The following is a 17,162-nucleotide window of genomic DNA, read 5'->3' as shown; positions in this document are numbered from 1 at the left end:
AGGTTTTTACATGAACGAGCAACAAAAAGCAAAATGGAAACGTGTTGGTCTAGGAGCAATGACACTTGCATCTGCCACGCTATTAATAGCTTGTGGAAATAAAGCTACCACGAAAGCCGATAATAAAGATGAAATCAACTGGTATACTCCAACTGAAATTATTTCTTTAGATATTTCTAAAAACACAGATTCTTATTCTTCATTGGCAATTGGAAACTCTGAAAGTAATTTACTCCGGGTTGATGAAAAAGGAAAACTTCAGCCGGACTTAGCTAAGAAAGTTGAAGTTTCCAAAGATGGCTTAACTTATACAGCAACTTTGCGTGATGGTTTAAAATGGTCTGATGGTAGCGAGTTGACAGCAAAAGACTTTGTTTATTCATGGAAACGTATTGTTGATCCAGCTACCGCCTCAGAATATGCTTATTTAACATTTGATGCGCATTTGAAAAATGCAGAAGAAATCAATTCTGGGAAAAATACAGATTTAAACTCATTAGGTGTTAAAGCTGAGGGCAATAAAGTTATTTTCACATTGTCTAAACCTTCGCCACAGTTCAAGAGTTTGTTATCATTTGCTAGCTTTATGCCACAAAAAGAAGAATTTGTGAAAAAAGTTGGCAAAGATTATGGAACTTCTTCAGATAAACAAATTTACTCTGGTCCTTACACTGTAGAAAAATGGAATGGAACTAGTGGAACTTTCAAGCTTGTAAAAAACAAGAATTACTGGAATGCAAAAGCTGTTAAGACGAAAGTAGTAAATGTCCAAACCGTTAAAAAACCTGATACAGCTGTTCAAATGTATAAACAAGGTAAACTTGACTTGGCAAATATTTCAGGAACTTCAGCTATCTACAATGCTAATAAGAAAAATAAAGATATTGTTGATGTTCCAGAAGCTACAACAGCTTATATGGTTTACAACCAAACAGGAAAAGTGCCTGCATTATCAAATACTAAAATTCGTCAAGCACTGAACTTGGCTACAGACCGTAAAGGAATTGTAGCGGCAGCTGTTGACACTGGCTCTAAACCTGCGACAGCTCTTGCTCCAACCGGTCTTGCTAAACTTAAAGATGGTTCAGATTTAACAAAATACGTAGCACCAGGCTACAAGTATGATGAAAAAGAAGCAACTAAGCTCTTTAAAGAAGGTTTGAAAGAACTTGGTAAGGATTCTGTGAAGATAACTGTTACGGCTGATGCAGATAATCCGATTGCTAAAGCAACTGTTGATTATATTAAAGAAACATGGGAAAAAGCACTTCCAGGCCTTACTGTTGAAGAAAAATTTGTAACCTTTAAACAACGTCTAGAAGATACAAAAAATCAAAACTTTGATGTTGCGATTGCTCTTTGGGGTGGTGATTATCCGGAAGGTTCAACTTTCTACGGTCTCTTCACATCAGATGCTGCTTATAACTATGGTAAATTCGCAAGTCAAGAATATGATGCTGCTTATAAAAAAGCCATTACAGCTGATGCTTTAGATGTTGATGCTGCTGCTCAAGATTATAAAGATGCTGAGAAAGTTCTTTATGACAATGCATACTATAATCCTGTATACTTCAGAACAACTCAAGCTTTACAAAATCCAAGCATTAAAGGTCTAGTTCGTAATTCAACTGGTTTAAACGTTGACTTTACCTACGCTTATAAAAAATAAGAGACCTAATCGTAACGAAATAGTGCAAGAATTGGTTCTATGCCAGTTCTTGCTTTTGTTAGAGGGAAATCATGACTAGATATTTATTAAAACGCGTTGCTATTTTATTAGTAACTTTATGGGTAGTTGTAACCCTATCTTTCTTCCTGATGCAGATTATGCCAGGGACCCCATACAATAATCCGAAATTAACAGATGAAATGATTGCAATAATGAATAAGCAGTATGGGTTGGATAAGCCCTTATGGCAACAATACTTGAAGTATTTGTTTGATGTTCTGCATGGTGATTTTGGGACAAGTTACCAGTCTGTTAACCAGTCTGTAACTAAGCTAATTTCACAACGATTAGGTGTTTCTGTCCACTTAGGGATTCAAGCACTTGTAGTTGGTATTTCTGGTGGGCTACTAGTTGGTGCTGTTTCGGCACGTAATAAGAACAATAAAATTGATGGCTTTCTAAGTATTATTTCAACCTTAGGTATCTCAGTACCATCATTCATTATTGGGCTATTACTCTTAGATTATTTTGGTTTTAAATGGGGCCTTCTGCCATTATCTGGCTGGGGAACATTTGCACAAACGATCTTACCAACTTTCGGCTTGGCTATTCCGGTTTTTGCTCAAGTGACTCGTTTTTTCCGTAGTGAGATGATAGAAACCTTGAATACAGATTATATTCAATTAGCTCGCGCTAAAGGATTAACCAATAGTCAGGTGACCAATAAACACGCTTATCGTAATTCGATGATTCCAGTATTAACACTTGTTGGACCGATGGCTGCTAATATTTTAACGGGTTCAGCCTTGATTGAGCAAATTTTCTCAATTCCAGGCATCGGCCAGCAGTTTGTTTCATCTATCCCAACTAAAGATTATCCAGTTATTATGGGAACAACAATTGTTTACGCCTTGATGCTTATGGTGGCTATTTTAATTACTGATATCATTATTAGTGTTGCTGATCCCCGTGTACGTCTAGGATAGGAGAGTAAGATGCTAGAAGAAAAAAAATCATTTAAACTTGTTGGTGTCGGTTCAATCGATCAACAAGAAAAAATTGAAAAGCCAGCCTTATCTTTCCTAGAAGATGCTTGGCGACGCTTGAAAAAAAATAAATTGGCTGTTATTTCGATGGTCTTTTTGGCAAGCTTATTAATATTTGCTGTCGGATCAAGTTTTATTGTATCCCAAAATGATGCTAATAGTTTTGACAGTAAAGAGGTTAATACCTATCGTAATTTACCACCAAAGCTTAGCTCAAGTTTGCCTTTTTGGAATGGTAGCATTACTTATGCTGGTAATACCGAGCCTAATGATGCTTATGCAGACCAAGGTGTGCCAGAAAATAAAAAGTTCCTCTTGGGAACAGATAGTTTAGGGCGCAGTGTAGGAAAACGGATTATAGTGGGTATTCGTATTTCATTAGTGATTGCAATTGTAGCAACTTTAATTGACTTAATTATTGGTGTCACTTATGGTTTAATATCAGGGTTTACTGGTGGTAAAGTTGATACCCTTATGCAGCGGATTATTGAAGTGATTTCATCAATCCCTAACTTAGTTATTGTAACAATGCTTGGCTTGCTCCTTGGAAATGGGGTCTTGTCAATTATTATTTCAATTGCCATTGTTGGGTGGACTTCAATGGCGCGTCAAGTCCGAAATTTAACCTTGTCCTACCGTGAACGGGATTTCGTTTTGGCATCACGTGCCTTGGGTGAAAGTAATTTTAAAATAGCTTTCAAGCATGTTCTTCCAAATATTTCAGGTATCATTATTGTCCAAATTATGATGACTGTTCCAAGTGCTATTATGTATGAATCGGTATTATCGGCCATCAATCTTGGTGTTAAGCCACCGACTGCTTCACTAGGTTCTTTAATCACTGATGCTCAAGAAAACTTGCAATATTTCCCATATCAAGTATTGCTACCAGCACTTGCTCTTGTTTTTATTTCGTTAGCCTTTATTTTACTAGGTGATGGCTTACGTGATGCATTTGATCCAAAATCAAGTAATGACTAGGAGGAAAAACATGTCAAATGAAACAATCTTAAATGTTAAAAACCTCCACGTTGATTTCAAAACTTATGCTGGAGATGTTAAAGCTATCCGAGATATCAATTTCGAGTTGTATAAGGGGGAGACCCTGGCAATCGTCGGTGAATCTGGATCAGGAAAGTCAGTGACCACCCGGACCTTAATGGGGTTGAATGCAAAAAATGCAAGTATTTCAGGTGATATTGACTTTAAAGGAAAAAAACTTAATAACTTAAAAGAGGAAGAATGGGTTAAAGTTCGTGGAAAAGAAATTGCTATGATTTTCCAAGATCCAATGACCAGTTTGGATCCTACCATGAAAATTGGTAAGCAAATTGCTGAAGCGATTCTAATCCATGAATCAGTATCTAAGAAAGAAGCACTCGACCGTGCCTTAAGGTTGATGCATCAAGTAGGTATTCCTAATGCTGAAGAACACATCAATGATTATCCTCACCAGTGGTCAGGTGGTATGCGACAACGCGCCGTTATTGCTATCGCCTTAGCAGCTAATCCGGAGATATTGATTGCTGATGAACCAACAACTGCTCTTGATGTTACCATTCAAAATCAAATTTTAAAATTAATGAAGGGCTTGCAGTCACAAATTTCATCGTCAATTATCTTTATTACTCATGATTTAGGAGTTGTTGCAGGTATGGCGGATCGTGTTGCGGTTATGTATGCTGGAAAAATTGTTGAATATGGTACAGTTGACGAAGTCTTCTACAATCCACAACATCCCTATACTTGGGGTCTCTTAAAATCAATGCCGACAACAGATACAGAAGCTGGTACTTTAGAATCAATTCCCGGTACACCACCGGACTTGCTAAATCCGCCAAAAGGTGATGCCTTTGCGGCTCGTAATGAGTTTGCTTTAGACATTGACCATGAAGAAGAACCTCCAATGTTTAAAGTTAGTGACACGCAATTTGCTGCTACTTGGCTGTTAGATGAGCGTGCACCAAAAGTTATTCCTCCAGTTCAAATACAAAAACGTTGGAAGAAATGGGCTGAAAAGAACGGAGGTCAAGCTTAATGACAGACAAACGCAAAAAATTAGTTGAGCTTAAGAATGTTTCACTGATCTTCAATAAAGGTAAAAAGAATGAAGTTAAGGCTATTGACAATATCAGTTTCGATATCTACGAAGGTGAAGTTTTTGGTCTTGTCGGAGAATCCGGATCAGGAAAAACGACAGTCGGCCGTGCTATTTTGAAGCTTTATGATATCAATGAAGGCGAGATCATCTTTAATGGCAAAACGGTTTCCAATCTTAAAGCTAAAGAGTTACATGAGTTCCGTAAAGATGCCCAGATGATTTTCCAAGATCCGCAAGCTAGTCTTAATGGTCGGATGAAAATTAGAGATATTGTTGCAGAAGGTCTAGATATTCATAAACTTTCACCAAACAAAGTAGAACGTGAGAAACGAGTTCAAGAATTGCTAGAACGTGTTGGGTTGAACCGTGACCATGCAACACGTTATCCCCATGAATTTTCTGGCGGTCAACGCCAACGTATTGGTATTGCAAGAGCGCTAGCTGTCAAACCGAAATTCATAATTGCTGATGAACCTATCTCTGCTCTCGACGTATCTATTCAAGCACAGGTTGTTAACTTAATGCAAAGATTACAAGAAGAAAGAGGATTGACTTATCTCTTTATTGCACATGATTTGTCAATGGTTAAATATATTTCCGATCGTATTGGTGTTATGCATTGGGGTAAATTGTTAGAGATTGGTACGTCTGATGATGTTTATAATAATCCTATCCACCCCTACACTAGGAGTCTCCTCTCCGCTATTCCAGAGCCAGATCCAGATGTTGAGCGCCAACGTGTTGCTGAAATCTACGATCCAAGTATCGAAATGGATGGACAAGAACGCCAAATGCATGAAATTACGCCAGGTCACTTTGTTTTATCGACCGAAGCAGAAGCAGAAGCATATAGATCTCAACAAAATAAATAAGATAACTTAAACACGTCAAAAAAACCAATCTTGTACTGACCCCAAAAAGTTAGACATTATATTTTAAGCAAAGGATTTAGTTCTGTATTATACGGGATTAAGTCCTTTTAGTTTTACTTTGATCCGTTTATTGTTGTAATAATCAATATATTTTTTAATAGCTTTTTCTAAATCTCCCAGAGATTTATAGTAGCTCTCATAGCCATAGAACATTTCTGACTTTAATATGCCAAAGAAGGATTCCATCATCCCATTGTCAGGGCTGTTTCCTTTACGTGACATAGATGGACGGATACCTTTAGAGTTTAAAAAGTGATGATAATAGTTGTGCTGATACTGCCAGCCTTGATCACTATGTAAAATAGTTCCGTTATAGTATTTATCTGGAAATGTCTTTTCTAGCATCGTTTTAATTTGGTTTAAGTTAGGAGAACGTGAAATGGTATAGTTTATTATCTCGCTATTATAACCATCAAGAACTGGTGATAAATAGAGTTTTCCCTCAGGTAAAGCAAATTCAGTCACATCGGTGTAACACTTCTCAAAAGGTTTAGAGGCTTCAAAATGGCGTTGAATAAGGTTATCTGCTTTCTTTCCAACCTCACCCTTATAAGATGAATAGCGTCTTTTGCGACGTATTCTCGCTGTTAAACCTAGTTCTTTCATCAAGCGCTGAACTCTTTTGTGGTTGATGATAAAACCTCTGTTACGCAGTTCCAAAGTGATTCGACGATAGCCATAGTTACCTTTATGTTTCTGATAGACTTCTTGAATTTGGTCTTTAATGGACTTGTCTAAATCATCTTGTTCTAGTTGCTTAAGATGATAGTAATAGGTTGAACGAGCTAATTGAGCTGCTCTTAGAAGTAAACCTAATCTAAATCCTCCATCAACCATTTCTTTAATGATTTCTGTCGTTCTTTCTCGATAGCTTCGTCCCGTTCTTCTAACTCTTTTAACTTTTTTAGGAAGGCGTTCTCCGTTCTGAGATATTCGTTCTCTTCCTGAAGGCGCTCTAATTCAGTCATTTCTTCCCAAGTTTTCTTTGGTTTACGTCCCATTTTTGCTGGTCTCCCTTTTGTTGTCTCAACAATAGTATAACCATTTTTCTTGTATTGCGCTATCCAATTGGCAAGAGTTCCTGGATTTGGGAAGGCGTAATCTAGAGAAACTGACATTAAGGATTGCCCATCTTTCAAGACTTTATTAATCATTTCTTGCTTCATTTCAGGTGAATAAGCTTGGTACTTTTGCTTCTTAACGATCTCAACTCCATAACGATCCATCAGTCGAATGGTATATTTTAAGTTGCAGCGGGTTACTCCAAATTGAATCTCTAATTGAGTCCAGGAAACACCTGACTTCTTTAAACGATAAATTTCTAATTTATCTTCATAACTTAATTTCATACAAAAACACCCCAAATGTTAGATTTTTTGTCCAACTTTTGGGGTGCAGTACATCTGAGGATTGGTTTTTTGACTAGTCTTCTTTATCAGGAGTTAATATCATTGGGATGATAATAGGTTCTCTTTCGGTTTTTTCAAACAAGAAAGGACGAAGTGCATTTACGATGGCACCATTAACAGATTGAATGCTAGCTTCTTTATTTTTAAGTGCAATACGTATAGCATTAAATAAAACACGTTGGCTTTCTCGGATTAAATCACCAGATTCACGCATGTAGATAAAGCCACGGCTGAGAATGTCTGGACCAGCTAGAATCATTTGTGTTTCAAAGTCAACAGTTGCTACTGCTAATACTACCCCATCTTCTGAAAGATCACGACGATCGCGTAAAACAGCTGTACCAATATCGCCGATACCATTTCCATCGACATAGATGTCTTGGGCGTTGAAATGGCCTGCACGACGAGCGGAGTCGTTTGTTAAGGCTAAAACGTCCCCATTTTCTAGAATGAAGATATTTTCTTCTGGGATACCTGTATCTTCGGCTAAGCCTGCATGGACTTTTTGCATCCGATATTCACCATGAACGGGCATGAAAAATTTGGGTTTCATAAGGCGTAACATGAGTTTTTGCTCTTGTTGACCACCGTGCCCTGATGTATGAATATTATTGACTTTGCCGTGAATGACTTCTACCCCAGCTTCTTGAATAGTATTAATCAGTTTATTGACGCTGGTTGTATTTCCTGGGATTGGGCTTGATGAGAAGATAACAGTATCACCAGGTTGTAAAGTAACTTGACGGTGAGTACCATTAGCAATCCTTGCGAGTGCAGCCATAGATTCCCCTTGGCTACCTGTACACATAATTAAGATTTCATTAGCATGGTAGTCCTTAATTTCATTAGGTTCAATAAAGGTACCCTTTGGAACCTTTATGTAGCCTAGTTCAATTCCGTTGACAATAGCTTTTTCCATAGAACGTCCGAAGACGACGATTTTTCGTCCTGTTTTAACAGCAGCTTCAGCAGCTTGTTGCAACCGAAAAATATTCGAAGCGAAGGAAGCAAAGATAATACGTCCGTGGATTCCTTCAATAATTTTTAAAATAGATTGCCCAACGACTTTTTCAGAGTTGGTAAAAGTCGGAACTTCGGCATTTGTGGAATCTGATAAGAGACAGAGCACCCCTTCTTCACCAAGTGCAGCCATGCGATGAATATCTGCTGGCTCACCAACAGGAGTGAAATCAAATTTAAAATCGCCGGTACAAACAATCTTTCCTTGAGGGGTATGAATAACAATGCCTAAAGGTTCTGGAATGGAGTGTGTCGTTCTAAAGAAAGTGACGCTCATATTTTTGAAGGTCAATTCTGTATTATGGTTAATTTCGTACATTTTAGAATCACGAAGTAAACCATGTTCCTCCAGTTTGCCACGGATTAAAGCGAGAGCAAGTGGCCCAGCGTAAATAGGGACATTAGCTTGTTTTAGTAAGAAAGGAATTCCGCCAATATGATCTTCGTGTCCATGGGTAATGACTAGAGCTTTGACACGATCAATATTATCGACAATGTAAGAGTAATCAGGAATAACATAGTCAATACCTAAAAGATCATCTTCTGGGAATTTAATCCCTGCATCAACAATGATAATTTCATCTTGGTATTCAATACCGTAGGTGTTTTTGCCGATTTCCCCTAGACCACCAATGGCGAAGACGCCAACTTCATTAGGTTTTAAATCGATAGCTGACATATTATAACTCCATTACTTCAAAAACGCCTGTTTCTTTTTCATACTCGAGGTGTTTATCTGAGAGGAGCTCAATAAATTCAACGTTGTAATTTGTTTTTTCTTCAACAAGTTTACGCGCTTTAATACGGCCCTCAAGTTCGTCTTTAGCTTCAATATCAATATATAAAGTTTTAGTATTTTCACGACGTGGGTTACGGTCTTTTGTTTCTTGGTAGAAAACTTTGTAAATCATTTTATTTTTCCTTTCTGGTCAATCAAGGATTTAAACTATAATAAAACAAGTCAAATGGCACGATGGCCGTGTGACCTTTTTCTATAAGTAATAGTGTAGTAGTTTTAAACTTGATTATTTGCAATTACTAGAATTATATCATAATTAGAGCTTTTAGTAAAAGCATAGATTGCAAGAATCGGGGCTTTTACAAGAGCTAGATTTAGACGGACTTTTGTCCAGGAAGTCGATTTTATGATATAATTGGACAATAGTAATTCACAGAAAAGAAGGGTAAAATGAAAATACTTGCATTTGATACCTCTAATAAGAGTCTTTCGCTCGCTATTTTAGAGGATCGGACCTTACTAGCAGACCTAACGATCAATATCAAAAAGAACCACAGCATCAATCTCATGCCCGCCATTGATTTTTTGATGGCTTCTTTAGATTTATGCCCTAAGGACATAGGGAGAATCGCAGTCGCACAAGGGCCTGGTTCCTACACTGGCTTACGCGTCGCCGTGGCAACAGCTAAAATGTTAGCCTACAGTTTAAAAATTGATTTAGTTGGCATTTCAAGCCTATATGCTTTGGCTGCTACAATCACTGATCCAGAAACTTTGGTAGTGCCATTGATTGATGCTAGACGGCAAAACGTCTATGCAGGTTTTTATCAAAACAAGGAGAGTGTTCGAGCTGATCAACACATAGCTTTATCTGATCTCATAGAAGAGTTAAAGGGGCAAACAAAAATCATATTTACAGGAGAAGTAGCTGGTTTCAGTAATGTTATCAAAGAACAACTACCAAAAGCTGAAATTCTTCCCACTCTGCCTTCTGCCTTTGAGTTAGGACTTAAAGCTCAAAATATGTCTCCAGTTAATGTGGACGCTTTTATACCTGAATACTTGAAAAAAGTGGAAGCTGAAGAAATTTGGCTTAAAAGCCATCAACCAGAGTCAGAAACCAATTATATCAAGCGTGTCTAATGATGAAAACTGTTGAAGAAAAAGTAGAAGCTGTTTATCACATCCTAAGTTGTATTTACTTAGAGTCACCTTGGACAATGGATCAGATTAAAAGAGACTTAGAATCACCAAATGTTGATTACTATTTTGTCTATAATGGGCAAGAAATAATAGCTTTTTTATCTTTGCAGCAATTGGTAGGTGAGTTGGAAATTACAAACATTGCTGTTTTGCCTGATTACCAAGGCAAAGGTATCGGAGCGCAGCTCTTACAGAAGGTTGCCTCTTTTAACCATCCTATCTTTTTGGAAGTAAGGGAGTCAAACCTTGCAGCGCAAGCTCTTTACAAAAAAGCTAATTTTAGCATCATTGGAAAACGTAAAAATTACTATAAGAACCCTATCGAAGGGGCACTATTAATGAAACGAGAAGGAAAAGATGACAGATAGGTATATTTTGGCGGTCGAAAGCTCTTGTGACGAAACCAGTGTCGCCATCCTTAAAAATGATAATGAGCTTTTAAGTAATATCATTGCTAGTCAGGTAGAGAGTCATAAACGCTTTGGTGGAGTTGTCCCAGAAGTTGCTAGTCGTCACCATGTAGAAGTGATTACAACGTGCTTTGAAGACGCTTTGAAAGAAGCTGGTATTAGCGCAGAAGACTTAGATGCTGTCGCTGTAACTTATGGGCCAGGGCTTGTTGGGGCTTTACTGGTGGGAATCGCTGCCGCAAAAGCCTTTGCTTGGGCTCACAGCATCCCGTTAATCCCAGTCAATCATATGGCTGGTCACCTTATGGCTGCGCGACAAGAGAAAGAACTAGTGTATCCGTTGATGGCTCTCTTGGTTTCTGGTGGGCATACTGAGCTGGTCTACGTCTCAGAGCCGGGTCAGTACCATATTATTGGAGAGACGCGAGACGACGCAGTAGGCGAAGCTTATGATAAGGTGGGACGTGTTATGGGTCTGACCTATCCAGCAGGTCGTGAAATCGATCAGCTAGCCCATAAAGGTGAAGATATCTATAACTTTCCAAGGGCAATGATTAAAGAAGATCATTTAGAGTTCTCTTTTTCTGGCTTAAAGTCAGCCTTTATTAATTTGCATCACAATGCTGAACAAAAAGGCGAAAAACTAGTTCTTGAGGATTTATGTGCCTCATTTCAGGAAGCCGTATTAGATATTTTAATGGTCAAGACTAAAAAAGCTTTAGCCCAATATCCAGTTAAAATGCTTGTTGTTGCTGGTGGCGTGGCAGCCAATCAAGGCCTTCGAGAGCGCCTAGCTCAAGAAATTACAGAAATACCCGTCATTATTCCTCCTTTACGTCTCTGTGGTGATAACGCTGGTATGATTGCTTTAGCAGCTGCAATTGAATATGATTTAGGGCACTTTGCTAAATTGGATTTAAATGCTAAACCTAGCTTGGCTTTTACTTATAACGATTAAGGGAACAGCTTTAAAACTGTTCCCTTATGACTTAAATTATTGTATGATATTGGAATATTCTGATAATTATGTGGAGGGGAGTAAGTATGAAAGGTTTCAAAGAAGGTGTCAGAGATGCCTTACCAACAGCATTTGGCTACATATCTATAGGGTTAGCTTTTGGAATTATTGCCTCTGCTTCTGGAATTTCTAGTCTTGAAGTCGCCTTAATGAGTGCTCTCATCTATGGCGGTTCAGCGCAATTTGCCATATGTGCGCTCCTTGTCGGTGGTGCAAGTTTGTCGGCGATAGTTCTTACTATTTTTTTAGTCAATTTACGAAATATGCTAATGAGTCTCCATGCAACGACAATTTTTAATAAAAGCAGTTTTTGGGATAACATTGCAATTGCTTCATTGATAACTGATGAGAGCTATGGCGTTCTTTTGGGAGAGACGGTTCATAACAAAAGTATTAGTCCAAAATGGATGCATGGAAATAATGTTTTGAGCTATGTAACATGGGTATCTGCCACTGTTTTTGGAGCAATTCTAGGAAATACTATCGGTGACCCTCAAAGGTTTGGCCTTGATTTTGCATTGGTAGCTATGTTCATCGGCCTTCTTTCGAGTCAGCTAGAAGCTATGCTTTTGACTGAAGGTGTTAAAAAAATAGGGCTAATTTTTTTGACAGTAGTCATTACTTATTTACTATCTTCGATAATTTTTTCAGAAAACCTATCTGTTTTAGTGTCAACTCTATTAGCTTGTGGAATAGGAGTCTATCTTGATGAGACAAAATGATACTATTTTAATGGTTATTTTACTTGGTTTTTTGGTTTCGTGGATTCCGCGAGTAGCTCCTTTTGTTTTTGTAAAATATAAGAAGTTACCACCACTTGTATTACGGTTCTTAAATTATTTACCGCTAAGTATACTAGCTTCCCTAACACTATCTAGTCTCTTTCATGAAAAAGTTGGACACTTGCCAATTGTTGATTGGTGGGCCTTATTGGCAAGTTTGCCAACAATTTATATGGCTTATCGCTCAAAAAATTTATTATATGTTGTTTTAACAGGAGTAATCAGTATGGCATTGCTTCGATTTTTACAATAAAAAAACTCAGTATCTTGGCATACTGAGTTTAAAGTGATAAATATTGGCTACTATGATTACTAATATTGCACACCTACCTGCAAAATAAGTGTTTGTAAAGTGTGAAAAGCTTACCAGCTAGCTTTAGTGATGCCAGGAAGTTGACCTTTATGAGCTAGATTACGGAAATTAATCCGGCTAACACCAAACTTACGCATGTAAGCATGTGGACGGCCATCAATCAAATCCCGGTTTTTCAAGCGGTTAGGGTTTGAATCACGCGGCAATTTGCGCAGTGCTTCATAATCCCCAGCTGCTTTAAGCTCACGGCGAAGGTCAGCGTACTGTTCGATCAGTTGGAGCTGCTTTTGGTATTTAGCAATTTTTGATTTTTTTGCCATTGCTTTCTCCTTCATTATATTAATAATCTTCGGGCTTATCAGACCCTTTTTGTTAACTGGTAATAAACCAATTAACAAAATATAAAGTTATTATACACCATTATCATAATATAGGCAACTAGTTAAGTAAATAAAATAAAAAAGAGCCAAATAAATTGGCTCTTGACTGTCTAATAGTGAGGGCTTCCAGCCACCCATCCAGAACAGAGGGCAGATGTAATATTAAAACCACCAGTGTGAGCGTTGATATCTAAAACCTCTCCCGCAAAGTGGAGCCCAGGGACTTTCTTACTCTCCAGAGTTTTCGGGTTAATTTCCTTGAGGTCAATTCCGCCTTTTGTGACAAAAGATTTGGCTAGTGACATCTTGCCAGTGATAGGTATGGGTAATCGCTTGAGCTTAGTCACCAATTCTTCTTTTTGACTGGGTGTCAGTTGTTTGACTTTTTCTGGAAAGGCTGTGCTAAGAAAATTAGCTATTCTTTCTGGAACTAGGGTTCTAAGTGCATTCTTGACAGATTTCTCTCGATTTTCTTCTAGAAAGCTGCTGAGAAGATCCTCTGACATCTGAGGTAAGAAGTCTAGCTCTGCTATTTCTCCGCCCTTGACAAAAGAAGAAAGACGAAGTGCGGCAGGTCCTGATAAGCCGAAGTGAGTAAAAAGTAAGTCATGAGTAATGATATGTTTTTCGTAAGATAGGGTAACGTCATCAAGGGATATACCTTGGAGTTCCTTGTGAGGGAAGTCAGTTAAAAGAGGGCTTTCAGCTGCTTCTAACTCTGTAACCTTAATGTTGAAATGTCGTGCTATATCATGACCGAAGCCTGTTGAACCAGTCGAAGGATAGGATTTACCGCCAGTTGTGACAATTAATTTACTACAGGTAAAAACTTGGTCTTTTGATTTTAAGAGAAATTGATCGTCCTCTTTTTTGACCGAAACAATCTCCGTACCAGTTAAAATTTGCCCGCCGAGTTCTTTAATTTTTTTATCTAATGCCTCAATAATAGTTTTAGACTTATCAGTAGTGGGAAACATGCGGCCGTGATCCTCTTCTTTGAGTTTAACGCCATTATCTTGAAAAAAGCGAATAATATCATGGTTATCAAACTGAGAAAAGACACTGTAAAGAAAGCGTCCATTACCCGGAATTCCAGCTAATAGTTCATCTAAAGTGCTGTTATTGGTCACGTTGCAACGGCCTCCACCAGTACCGGCTAGTTTTTTACCAAGGCGTCGATTTTTCTCGATGAGTAAAGTTTTGTAACCATAGTAGCTACTGGAAATGGCTGACATCATCCCTGCAGGACCACCACCGATAATAATTGTATCAAATAGTTCCATAAACTTATCTTACCATATTACTTGCTCTTTTTATAGCAGATGAACCAAGTCCGTTTGCAGGAGAGCGGTATGCAATGGACAAGTTATTGTTATCGAGATATAATAGAAGTGGTAAGGAAGGCAGATTGCTTTCTATAATTTACCAATTAATAGAAATGGAGGCTTTTTCCTTGAAACCGTCTGAAAACTGAGAGGAAGGTGATCCAGTATCTATGTCTTGAGCCGTACATTAGAACGGCTTATTTTGCTGTCAAAGGATTATCCTAGCTTCTTAACTTTACTGAAATTGACAGAATTCTAGTATTATGTTACTATTCTTATTAAGAATACTCAGTAACCGTTAAAAGAGGAAAATATGGCAATAGAAAAGACAGTTAGTGAACTAGCTGAAATTTTGGGAGTCAGTCGTCAGGCCGTAAATAATCGCGTTAAAGCACTTCCCGAAGAAGATCTTGATAAAAATGACAAAGGTGTCACTGTGGTTAAACGTAGTGGCCTTATTAAGTTGGAAGAAATCTATAAAAAAACGATTTTTGATGATGAACCAATTAGTGAGGAAACCAAACAACGTGAACTCTTAGAAATCTTAGTTGACGAAAAAAATACTGAGATTACACGTCTTTATAACCAGTTAAAAGCAAAAGATGAGCAATTAGCTGCTAAAGATGAGCAGATGCGGGTCAAAGATGTGCAGATTGCTGAAAAAGATAAACAATTAGATCAACAACAGCAATTGACAGCGAAAGCTATGGCTGATAAAGAAAACTTGAAATTAGAGCTAGAAGAAGCTAAGGCTCAAATGGATGAAGCCAAAAGTCAAGTTGAAGAAGTTAAAGGAACACCTGCTAAAAAAGGTTTTCTAGGTCGGTTATTTGGGAAATAAGTAAAATTAAAAGGCCCTCAAGGGCCTTTTTCACTAGGAGAATGATGGAAAAATTAACACATTACATTGCTTTTGATTTAGAATTTAATACCGTCAAAGATGTCAGTCATTTAATTCAATTGTCGGCCGTTAAAATGGCAAACCATGAAGAAATTGACAGCTTTGACAGTTTTGTTTACACTGATGTTCCTTTACAAAGTTTTATTAATGGTTTAACGGGGATCACTGCCGATAAAATTGCTAAGGCTCCCAAGATAAACCAGGTGTTAGAAGAGTTCCAAGTTTTTGTTGGAGATTGTGCCTTAATTGGGTACAATTCCCAAAAATCTGATTTGCCAATTTTAGCTGATAACGGATTGGATCTATCTGGGCATTACAAAGTTGACCTCTACGATGAAGCTTTTGAGCGCCGTAGTAGCGATTTAAATGGGATTACTAACCTCAAGTTGACCACAGTTGCCAGCTTTTTAGGCATCAAAGGTAAAGGTCATAATAGCTTGGAAGATGCACGTATGACAGCGCGTGTTTACGAAGCTTTCTTAGAATTGGATGACAACAAAAATTATCTGAATCAACAAGAAGAGGTAATTAGCAACAATCCTTTTGCAGGACTCAGTGCCTTGTTTGATTAAAAAACTAGGTCACCCTCTTGCATATGACCTTAGGTCATGTGATAAGGTAGAATTGTTAAAGAAATAAACAGTATTTCTTTAACACCTATCATTAAAGGAGGAGAAGAATATGTTAGAGACTTTTTCAACTGGCCAAGTTGCAAAACACTTAGGGGTTTCTGTCAGAACAATACAATATTATGATAAGCGGGACCTTCTAAAACCATCTGAAATCACAGAAGCGGGTAGAAGGCTATATAATCAGGCCGATATTGATATGTTATCTTTAGTTTGTTATCTGAGAGAGCTTGATTTTTCAATCAATAGTATTAAATCCATTCTTACTGAAGAAACGAATCAAGAACTACTGGATGTGCTGATTAGAGAACATATTGTGTCGTTGAAAAATGATATTGCCAAAAAACAAACAACGCTTGACAGTTGTGTCAACTTATTAAAAAATATCCAAAGTGATCAGAAAGAGTCAGTTGATTATCTCTTAGGCATATCACGAGTTATGAGAAACCAAGAGAAATGGAAGCAAATGCAGCAGGGGATGACGGGCTTTCTTCTATCTTTTTGTTTGACGTATGGTCTAATGCTCTATTTGGCAGTTCATTACAACTTGAAATGGCTACTTTGGGCGGGAATGACACTCTTTTTAGGATCTGTAAGTGGTTTAGTTTTCTATTATAAAAAGAAGGTTAGTTACTTATGCATTCACTGTCAAAAGACTTTTGATCCTAGTTTTAAAGATTTTCAACTAGCTAAACAGAGTCCACGTACTCGGAAAGTCAAATGTCCCTATTGCCATAAAACTTCACACTGTCTAGAAATTCTTAAAAATTAGAAAAAAGCAATCGAAATCTCGATTGCTTTTTGTATAGCTTATTAGAAAGGCATTTTGCCAGCAAAAGCACCAAGTGATTTCTTAGTCGCTGCATCAATTTGTGCTAAAGCATCATTAATAGCTTGAGTGGTCATATCTGATAAAGTTTCAAGATCCTCAGGATCGACAACTGCTTCCTTAAAATCAATCGAAACTAGCTTCTTATCACCTGTAAAAGTAGCTGTTACAAGCTCCTGAACAGACTTTCCAACAAATTCCATAGCTGCCAAGTCAGCCTGCTTTTGTTCCATTTGCTTCTGAAGCTTTTGTGCTTGCTTCATCATGTTTTGCATGTTCATCATAATTTTTCAGAATTCCTTTCGTATCATTCTACGTTGTTTATTATAACTGTTTTTTATTAAAACGGCAAGATAAGGCTAGAATCATTTCCTCTATAATTATTCTCTTTAAAGTGTTTCAATAATATATATATTAGTAGTTTTATTAACTTTTATTAACTTTTATGGGCAACTC

General features: G+C 37.6%; 19 protein-coding genes. 13 read left to right on the top strand and 6 right to left on the bottom strand.

Annotated elements, in window-relative coordinates; genetic code table 11:
- Positions 1–10 precede the first annotated feature (10 nt).
- From FGK96_RS09445 to FGK96_RS09425, 5 genes are all read left to right on the top strand, one after another.
- Positions 11–1,669: a peptide ABC transporter substrate-binding protein gene (locus tag FGK96_RS09445; protein ID WP_138083306.1), complete on the top strand. Its 1,659-nt coding sequence runs from the start codon at positions 11–13 to the stop codon at positions 1,667–1,669.
- Positions 1,670–1,740: 71 nt separating this feature from the next.
- A complete protein-coding gene (locus FGK96_RS09440) occupies positions 1,741–2,655 on the top strand; it encodes an ABC transporter permease (protein ID WP_138083305.1) in 915 nt (304 codons plus the stop codon).
- Between the two features lie 9 nt (positions 2,656–2,664).
- Positions 2,665–3,696 (top strand): ABC transporter permease, encoded by a 1,032-nt coding sequence (locus tag FGK96_RS09435; protein ID WP_138083304.1) that lies wholly within the window; start codon positions 2,665–2,667, stop codon positions 3,694–3,696.
- Positions 3,697–3,706: 10 nt separating this feature from the next.
- Positions 3,707–4,753, top strand: coding sequence for an ABC transporter ATP-binding protein (locus FGK96_RS09430; protein ID WP_138083303.1), 1,047 nt, complete (start codon positions 3,707–3,709; stop codon positions 4,751–4,753).
- Positions 4,753–5,688, top strand: coding sequence for an ABC transporter ATP-binding protein (locus FGK96_RS09425; RefSeq protein ID WP_138083302.1), 936 nt, complete (start codon positions 4,753–4,755; stop codon positions 5,686–5,688). Before FGK96_RS09430 ends, FGK96_RS09425 begins: the two co-directional genes overlap by 1 nt.
- Before the next feature lie 87 nt (positions 5,689–5,775).
- Here the strand turns inward: FGK96_RS09425 and FGK96_RS09420 are convergent.
- From FGK96_RS09420 to FGK96_RS09410, 3 genes are all read right to left on the bottom strand, one after another.
- A protein-coding gene (locus tag FGK96_RS09420) for an IS3 family transposase (protein WP_138083301.1) occupies positions 5,776–7,097 on the bottom strand; the annotation gives its coding sequence in 2 pieces (ribosomal slippage) (positions 5,776–6,656 and positions 6,656–7,097; 1,323 coding nt in all).
- A gap of 73 nt (positions 7,098–7,170) precedes the next feature.
- Positions 7,171–8,856 (bottom strand): ribonuclease J1, encoded by a 1,686-nt coding sequence (gene rnjA, locus FGK96_RS09415; protein ID WP_138083300.1) that lies wholly within the window; start codon positions 8,854–8,856, stop codon positions 7,171–7,173.
- Position 8,857: 1 nt separating this feature from the next.
- On the bottom strand, positions 8,858–9,088 hold the full coding sequence (locus tag FGK96_RS09410; RefSeq protein WP_138083299.1) for a DNA-dependent RNA polymerase subunit epsilon: 231 nt from the start codon (positions 9,086–9,088) through the stop codon (positions 8,858–8,860).
- Positions 9,089–9,366: 278 nt separating this feature from the next.
- Here FGK96_RS09410 and tsaB point away from each other — a divergent pair, with 278 nt between their 5' ends.
- The 5 genes from tsaB (at position 9,367) to FGK96_RS09385 (ending at position 12,582) form a co-directional block, all read left to right on the top strand.
- A complete protein-coding gene (tsaB, locus tag FGK96_RS09405) occupies positions 9,367–10,059 on the top strand; it encodes a tRNA (adenosine(37)-N6)-threonylcarbamoyltransferase complex dimerization subunit type 1 TsaB (RefSeq protein WP_138083298.1) in 693 nt (230 codons plus the stop codon).
- A complete protein-coding gene (gene rimI, locus FGK96_RS09400; protein WP_138083297.1) occupies positions 10,059–10,487 on the top strand; it encodes a ribosomal protein S18-alanine N-acetyltransferase in 429 nt (142 codons plus the stop codon). The genes tsaB and rimI overlap by 1 nt, the downstream gene beginning before the upstream one ends.
- On the top strand, positions 10,477–11,487 hold the full coding sequence (gene tsaD / locus FGK96_RS09395; protein ID WP_138083296.1) for a tRNA (adenosine(37)-N6)-threonylcarbamoyltransferase complex transferase subunit TsaD: 1,011 nt from the start codon (positions 10,477–10,479) through the stop codon (positions 11,485–11,487). Before rimI ends, tsaD begins: the two co-directional genes overlap by 11 nt.
- An 86-nt stretch (positions 11,488–11,573) precedes the next feature.
- Positions 11,574–12,269: an AzlC family ABC transporter permease gene (locus FGK96_RS09390; RefSeq protein WP_138083295.1), complete on the top strand. Its 696-nt coding sequence runs from the start codon at positions 11,574–11,576 to the stop codon at positions 12,267–12,269.
- Positions 12,256–12,582 (top strand): AzlD domain-containing protein, encoded by a 327-nt coding sequence (locus FGK96_RS09385; RefSeq protein ID WP_138083294.1) that lies wholly within the window; start codon positions 12,256–12,258, stop codon positions 12,580–12,582. The genes FGK96_RS09390 and FGK96_RS09385 overlap by 14 nt, the downstream gene beginning before the upstream one ends.
- Before the next feature lie 110 nt (positions 12,583–12,692).
- Here the strand turns inward: FGK96_RS09385 and rpsN are convergent, their stop codons facing one another.
- Both rpsN and FGK96_RS09375 read right to left on the bottom strand, forming a co-directional pair.
- Positions 12,693–12,962 carry a 30S ribosomal protein S14 gene (gene rpsN / locus FGK96_RS09380; RefSeq protein WP_003083690.1) on the bottom strand — a complete coding sequence of 90 codons (270 nt, stop codon included), beginning with the start codon at positions 12,960–12,962 and terminating at the stop codon, positions 12,693–12,695.
- A 170-nt stretch (positions 12,963–13,132) separates the two neighbouring features.
- Positions 13,133–14,305, bottom strand: a complete 1,173-nt coding sequence (locus FGK96_RS09375; RefSeq protein WP_138083293.1) for an NAD(P)/FAD-dependent oxidoreductase — start codon at positions 14,303–14,305, stop codon at positions 13,133–13,135.
- 355 nt (positions 14,306–14,660) lie between these two features.
- Here FGK96_RS09375 and FGK96_RS09370 point away from each other — a divergent pair, with 355 nt between their 5' ends.
- The 3 genes from FGK96_RS09370 (at position 14,661) to FGK96_RS09360 (ending at position 16,649) form a co-directional block, all read left to right on the top strand.
- The gene (locus FGK96_RS09370) at positions 14,661–15,188 is read left to right on the top strand and encodes a DUF536 domain-containing protein (RefSeq protein ID WP_138083292.1); all 528 of its coding nucleotides are present in this window, start codon (positions 14,661–14,663) and stop codon (positions 15,186–15,188) included.
- Between the two features lie 44 nt (positions 15,189–15,232).
- Positions 15,233–15,820 carry a 3'-5' exonuclease gene (locus tag FGK96_RS09365; RefSeq protein ID WP_138083533.1) on the top strand — a complete coding sequence of 196 codons (588 nt, stop codon included), beginning with the start codon at positions 15,233–15,235 and terminating at the stop codon, positions 15,818–15,820.
- A 109-nt stretch (positions 15,821–15,929) separates the two neighbouring features.
- On the top strand, positions 15,930–16,649 hold the full coding sequence (locus FGK96_RS09360; RefSeq protein WP_138083291.1) for a MerR family transcriptional regulator: 720 nt from the start codon (positions 15,930–15,932) through the stop codon (positions 16,647–16,649).
- A 41-nt stretch (positions 16,650–16,690) separates the two neighbouring features.
- On the opposite strand, the gene FGK96_RS09355 is transcribed toward FGK96_RS09360, so the two are convergent.
- A complete protein-coding gene (locus FGK96_RS09355; RefSeq protein WP_138083290.1) occupies positions 16,691–16,990 on the bottom strand; it encodes a YbaB/EbfC family nucleoid-associated protein in 300 nt (99 codons plus the stop codon).
- Positions 16,991–17,162: the final 172 nt, after the last annotated feature.

This window comes from Streptococcus porcinus (genome assembly GCF_901542335.1).
Lineage (GTDB): Bacteria > Bacillota > Bacilli > Lactobacillales > Streptococcaceae > Streptococcus > Streptococcus porcinus_A.
This window is presented reverse-complemented; position numbering and strand designations above follow the sequence as displayed.

What these genes read in the sequence shown, in the direction of transcription:
- FGK96_RS09445 (WP_138083306.1), top strand. Translation starts at nt 11, where the DNA reads ATGAACGAGCAACAAAAAGCAAAATGGAAACGTGTTGGTCTAGGAGCA.
- FGK96_RS09440 (WP_138083305.1), top strand. Translation starts at nt 1,741, where the DNA reads ATGACTAGATATTTATTAAAACGCGTTGCTATTTTATTAGTAACTTTA.
- FGK96_RS09435 (WP_138083304.1), top strand. Translation starts at nt 2,665, where the DNA reads ATGCTAGAAGAAAAAAAATCATTTAAACTTGTTGGTGTCGGTTCAATC.
- FGK96_RS09430 (WP_138083303.1), top strand. Translation starts at nt 3,707, where the DNA reads ATGTCAAATGAAACAATCTTAAATGTTAAAAACCTCCACGTTGATTTC.
- FGK96_RS09425 (WP_138083302.1), top strand. Translation starts at nt 4,753, where the DNA reads ATGACAGACAAACGCAAAAAATTAGTTGAGCTTAAGAATGTTTCACTG.
- rnjA (WP_138083300.1), bottom strand. Translation starts at nt 8,856, where the DNA reads ATGTCAGCTATCGATTTAAAACCTAATGAAGTTGGCGTCTTCGCCATT.
- FGK96_RS09410 (WP_138083299.1), bottom strand. Translation starts at nt 9,088, where the DNA reads ATGATTTACAAAGTTTTCTACCAAGAAACAAAAGACCGTAACCCACGT.
- tsaB (WP_138083298.1), top strand. Translation starts at nt 9,367, where the DNA reads ATGAAAATACTTGCATTTGATACCTCTAATAAGAGTCTTTCGCTCGCT.
- rimI (WP_138083297.1), top strand. Translation starts at nt 10,059, where the DNA reads ATGATGAAAACTGTTGAAGAAAAAGTAGAAGCTGTTTATCACATCCTA.
- tsaD (WP_138083296.1), top strand. Translation starts at nt 10,477, where the DNA reads ATGACAGATAGGTATATTTTGGCGGTCGAAAGCTCTTGTGACGAAACC.
- FGK96_RS09390 (WP_138083295.1), top strand. Translation starts at nt 11,574, where the DNA reads ATGAAAGGTTTCAAAGAAGGTGTCAGAGATGCCTTACCAACAGCATTT.
- FGK96_RS09385 (WP_138083294.1), top strand. Translation starts at nt 12,256, where the DNA reads ATGAGACAAAATGATACTATTTTAATGGTTATTTTACTTGGTTTTTTG.
- rpsN (WP_003083690.1), bottom strand. Translation starts at nt 12,962, where the DNA reads ATGGCAAAAAAATCAAAAATTGCTAAATACCAAAAGCAGCTCCAACTG.
- FGK96_RS09375 (WP_138083293.1), bottom strand. Translation starts at nt 14,305, where the DNA reads ATGGAACTATTTGATACAATTATTATCGGTGGTGGTCCTGCAGGGATG.
- FGK96_RS09370 (WP_138083292.1), top strand. Translation starts at nt 14,661, where the DNA reads ATGGCAATAGAAAAGACAGTTAGTGAACTAGCTGAAATTTTGGGAGTC.
- FGK96_RS09365 (WP_138083533.1), top strand. Translation starts at nt 15,233, where the DNA reads ATGGAAAAATTAACACATTACATTGCTTTTGATTTAGAATTTAATACC.
- FGK96_RS09360 (WP_138083291.1), top strand. Translation starts at nt 15,930, where the DNA reads ATGTTAGAGACTTTTTCAACTGGCCAAGTTGCAAAACACTTAGGGGTT.
- FGK96_RS09355 (WP_138083290.1), bottom strand. Translation starts at nt 16,990, where the DNA reads ATGATGAACATGCAAAACATGATGAAGCAAGCACAAAAGCTTCAGAAG.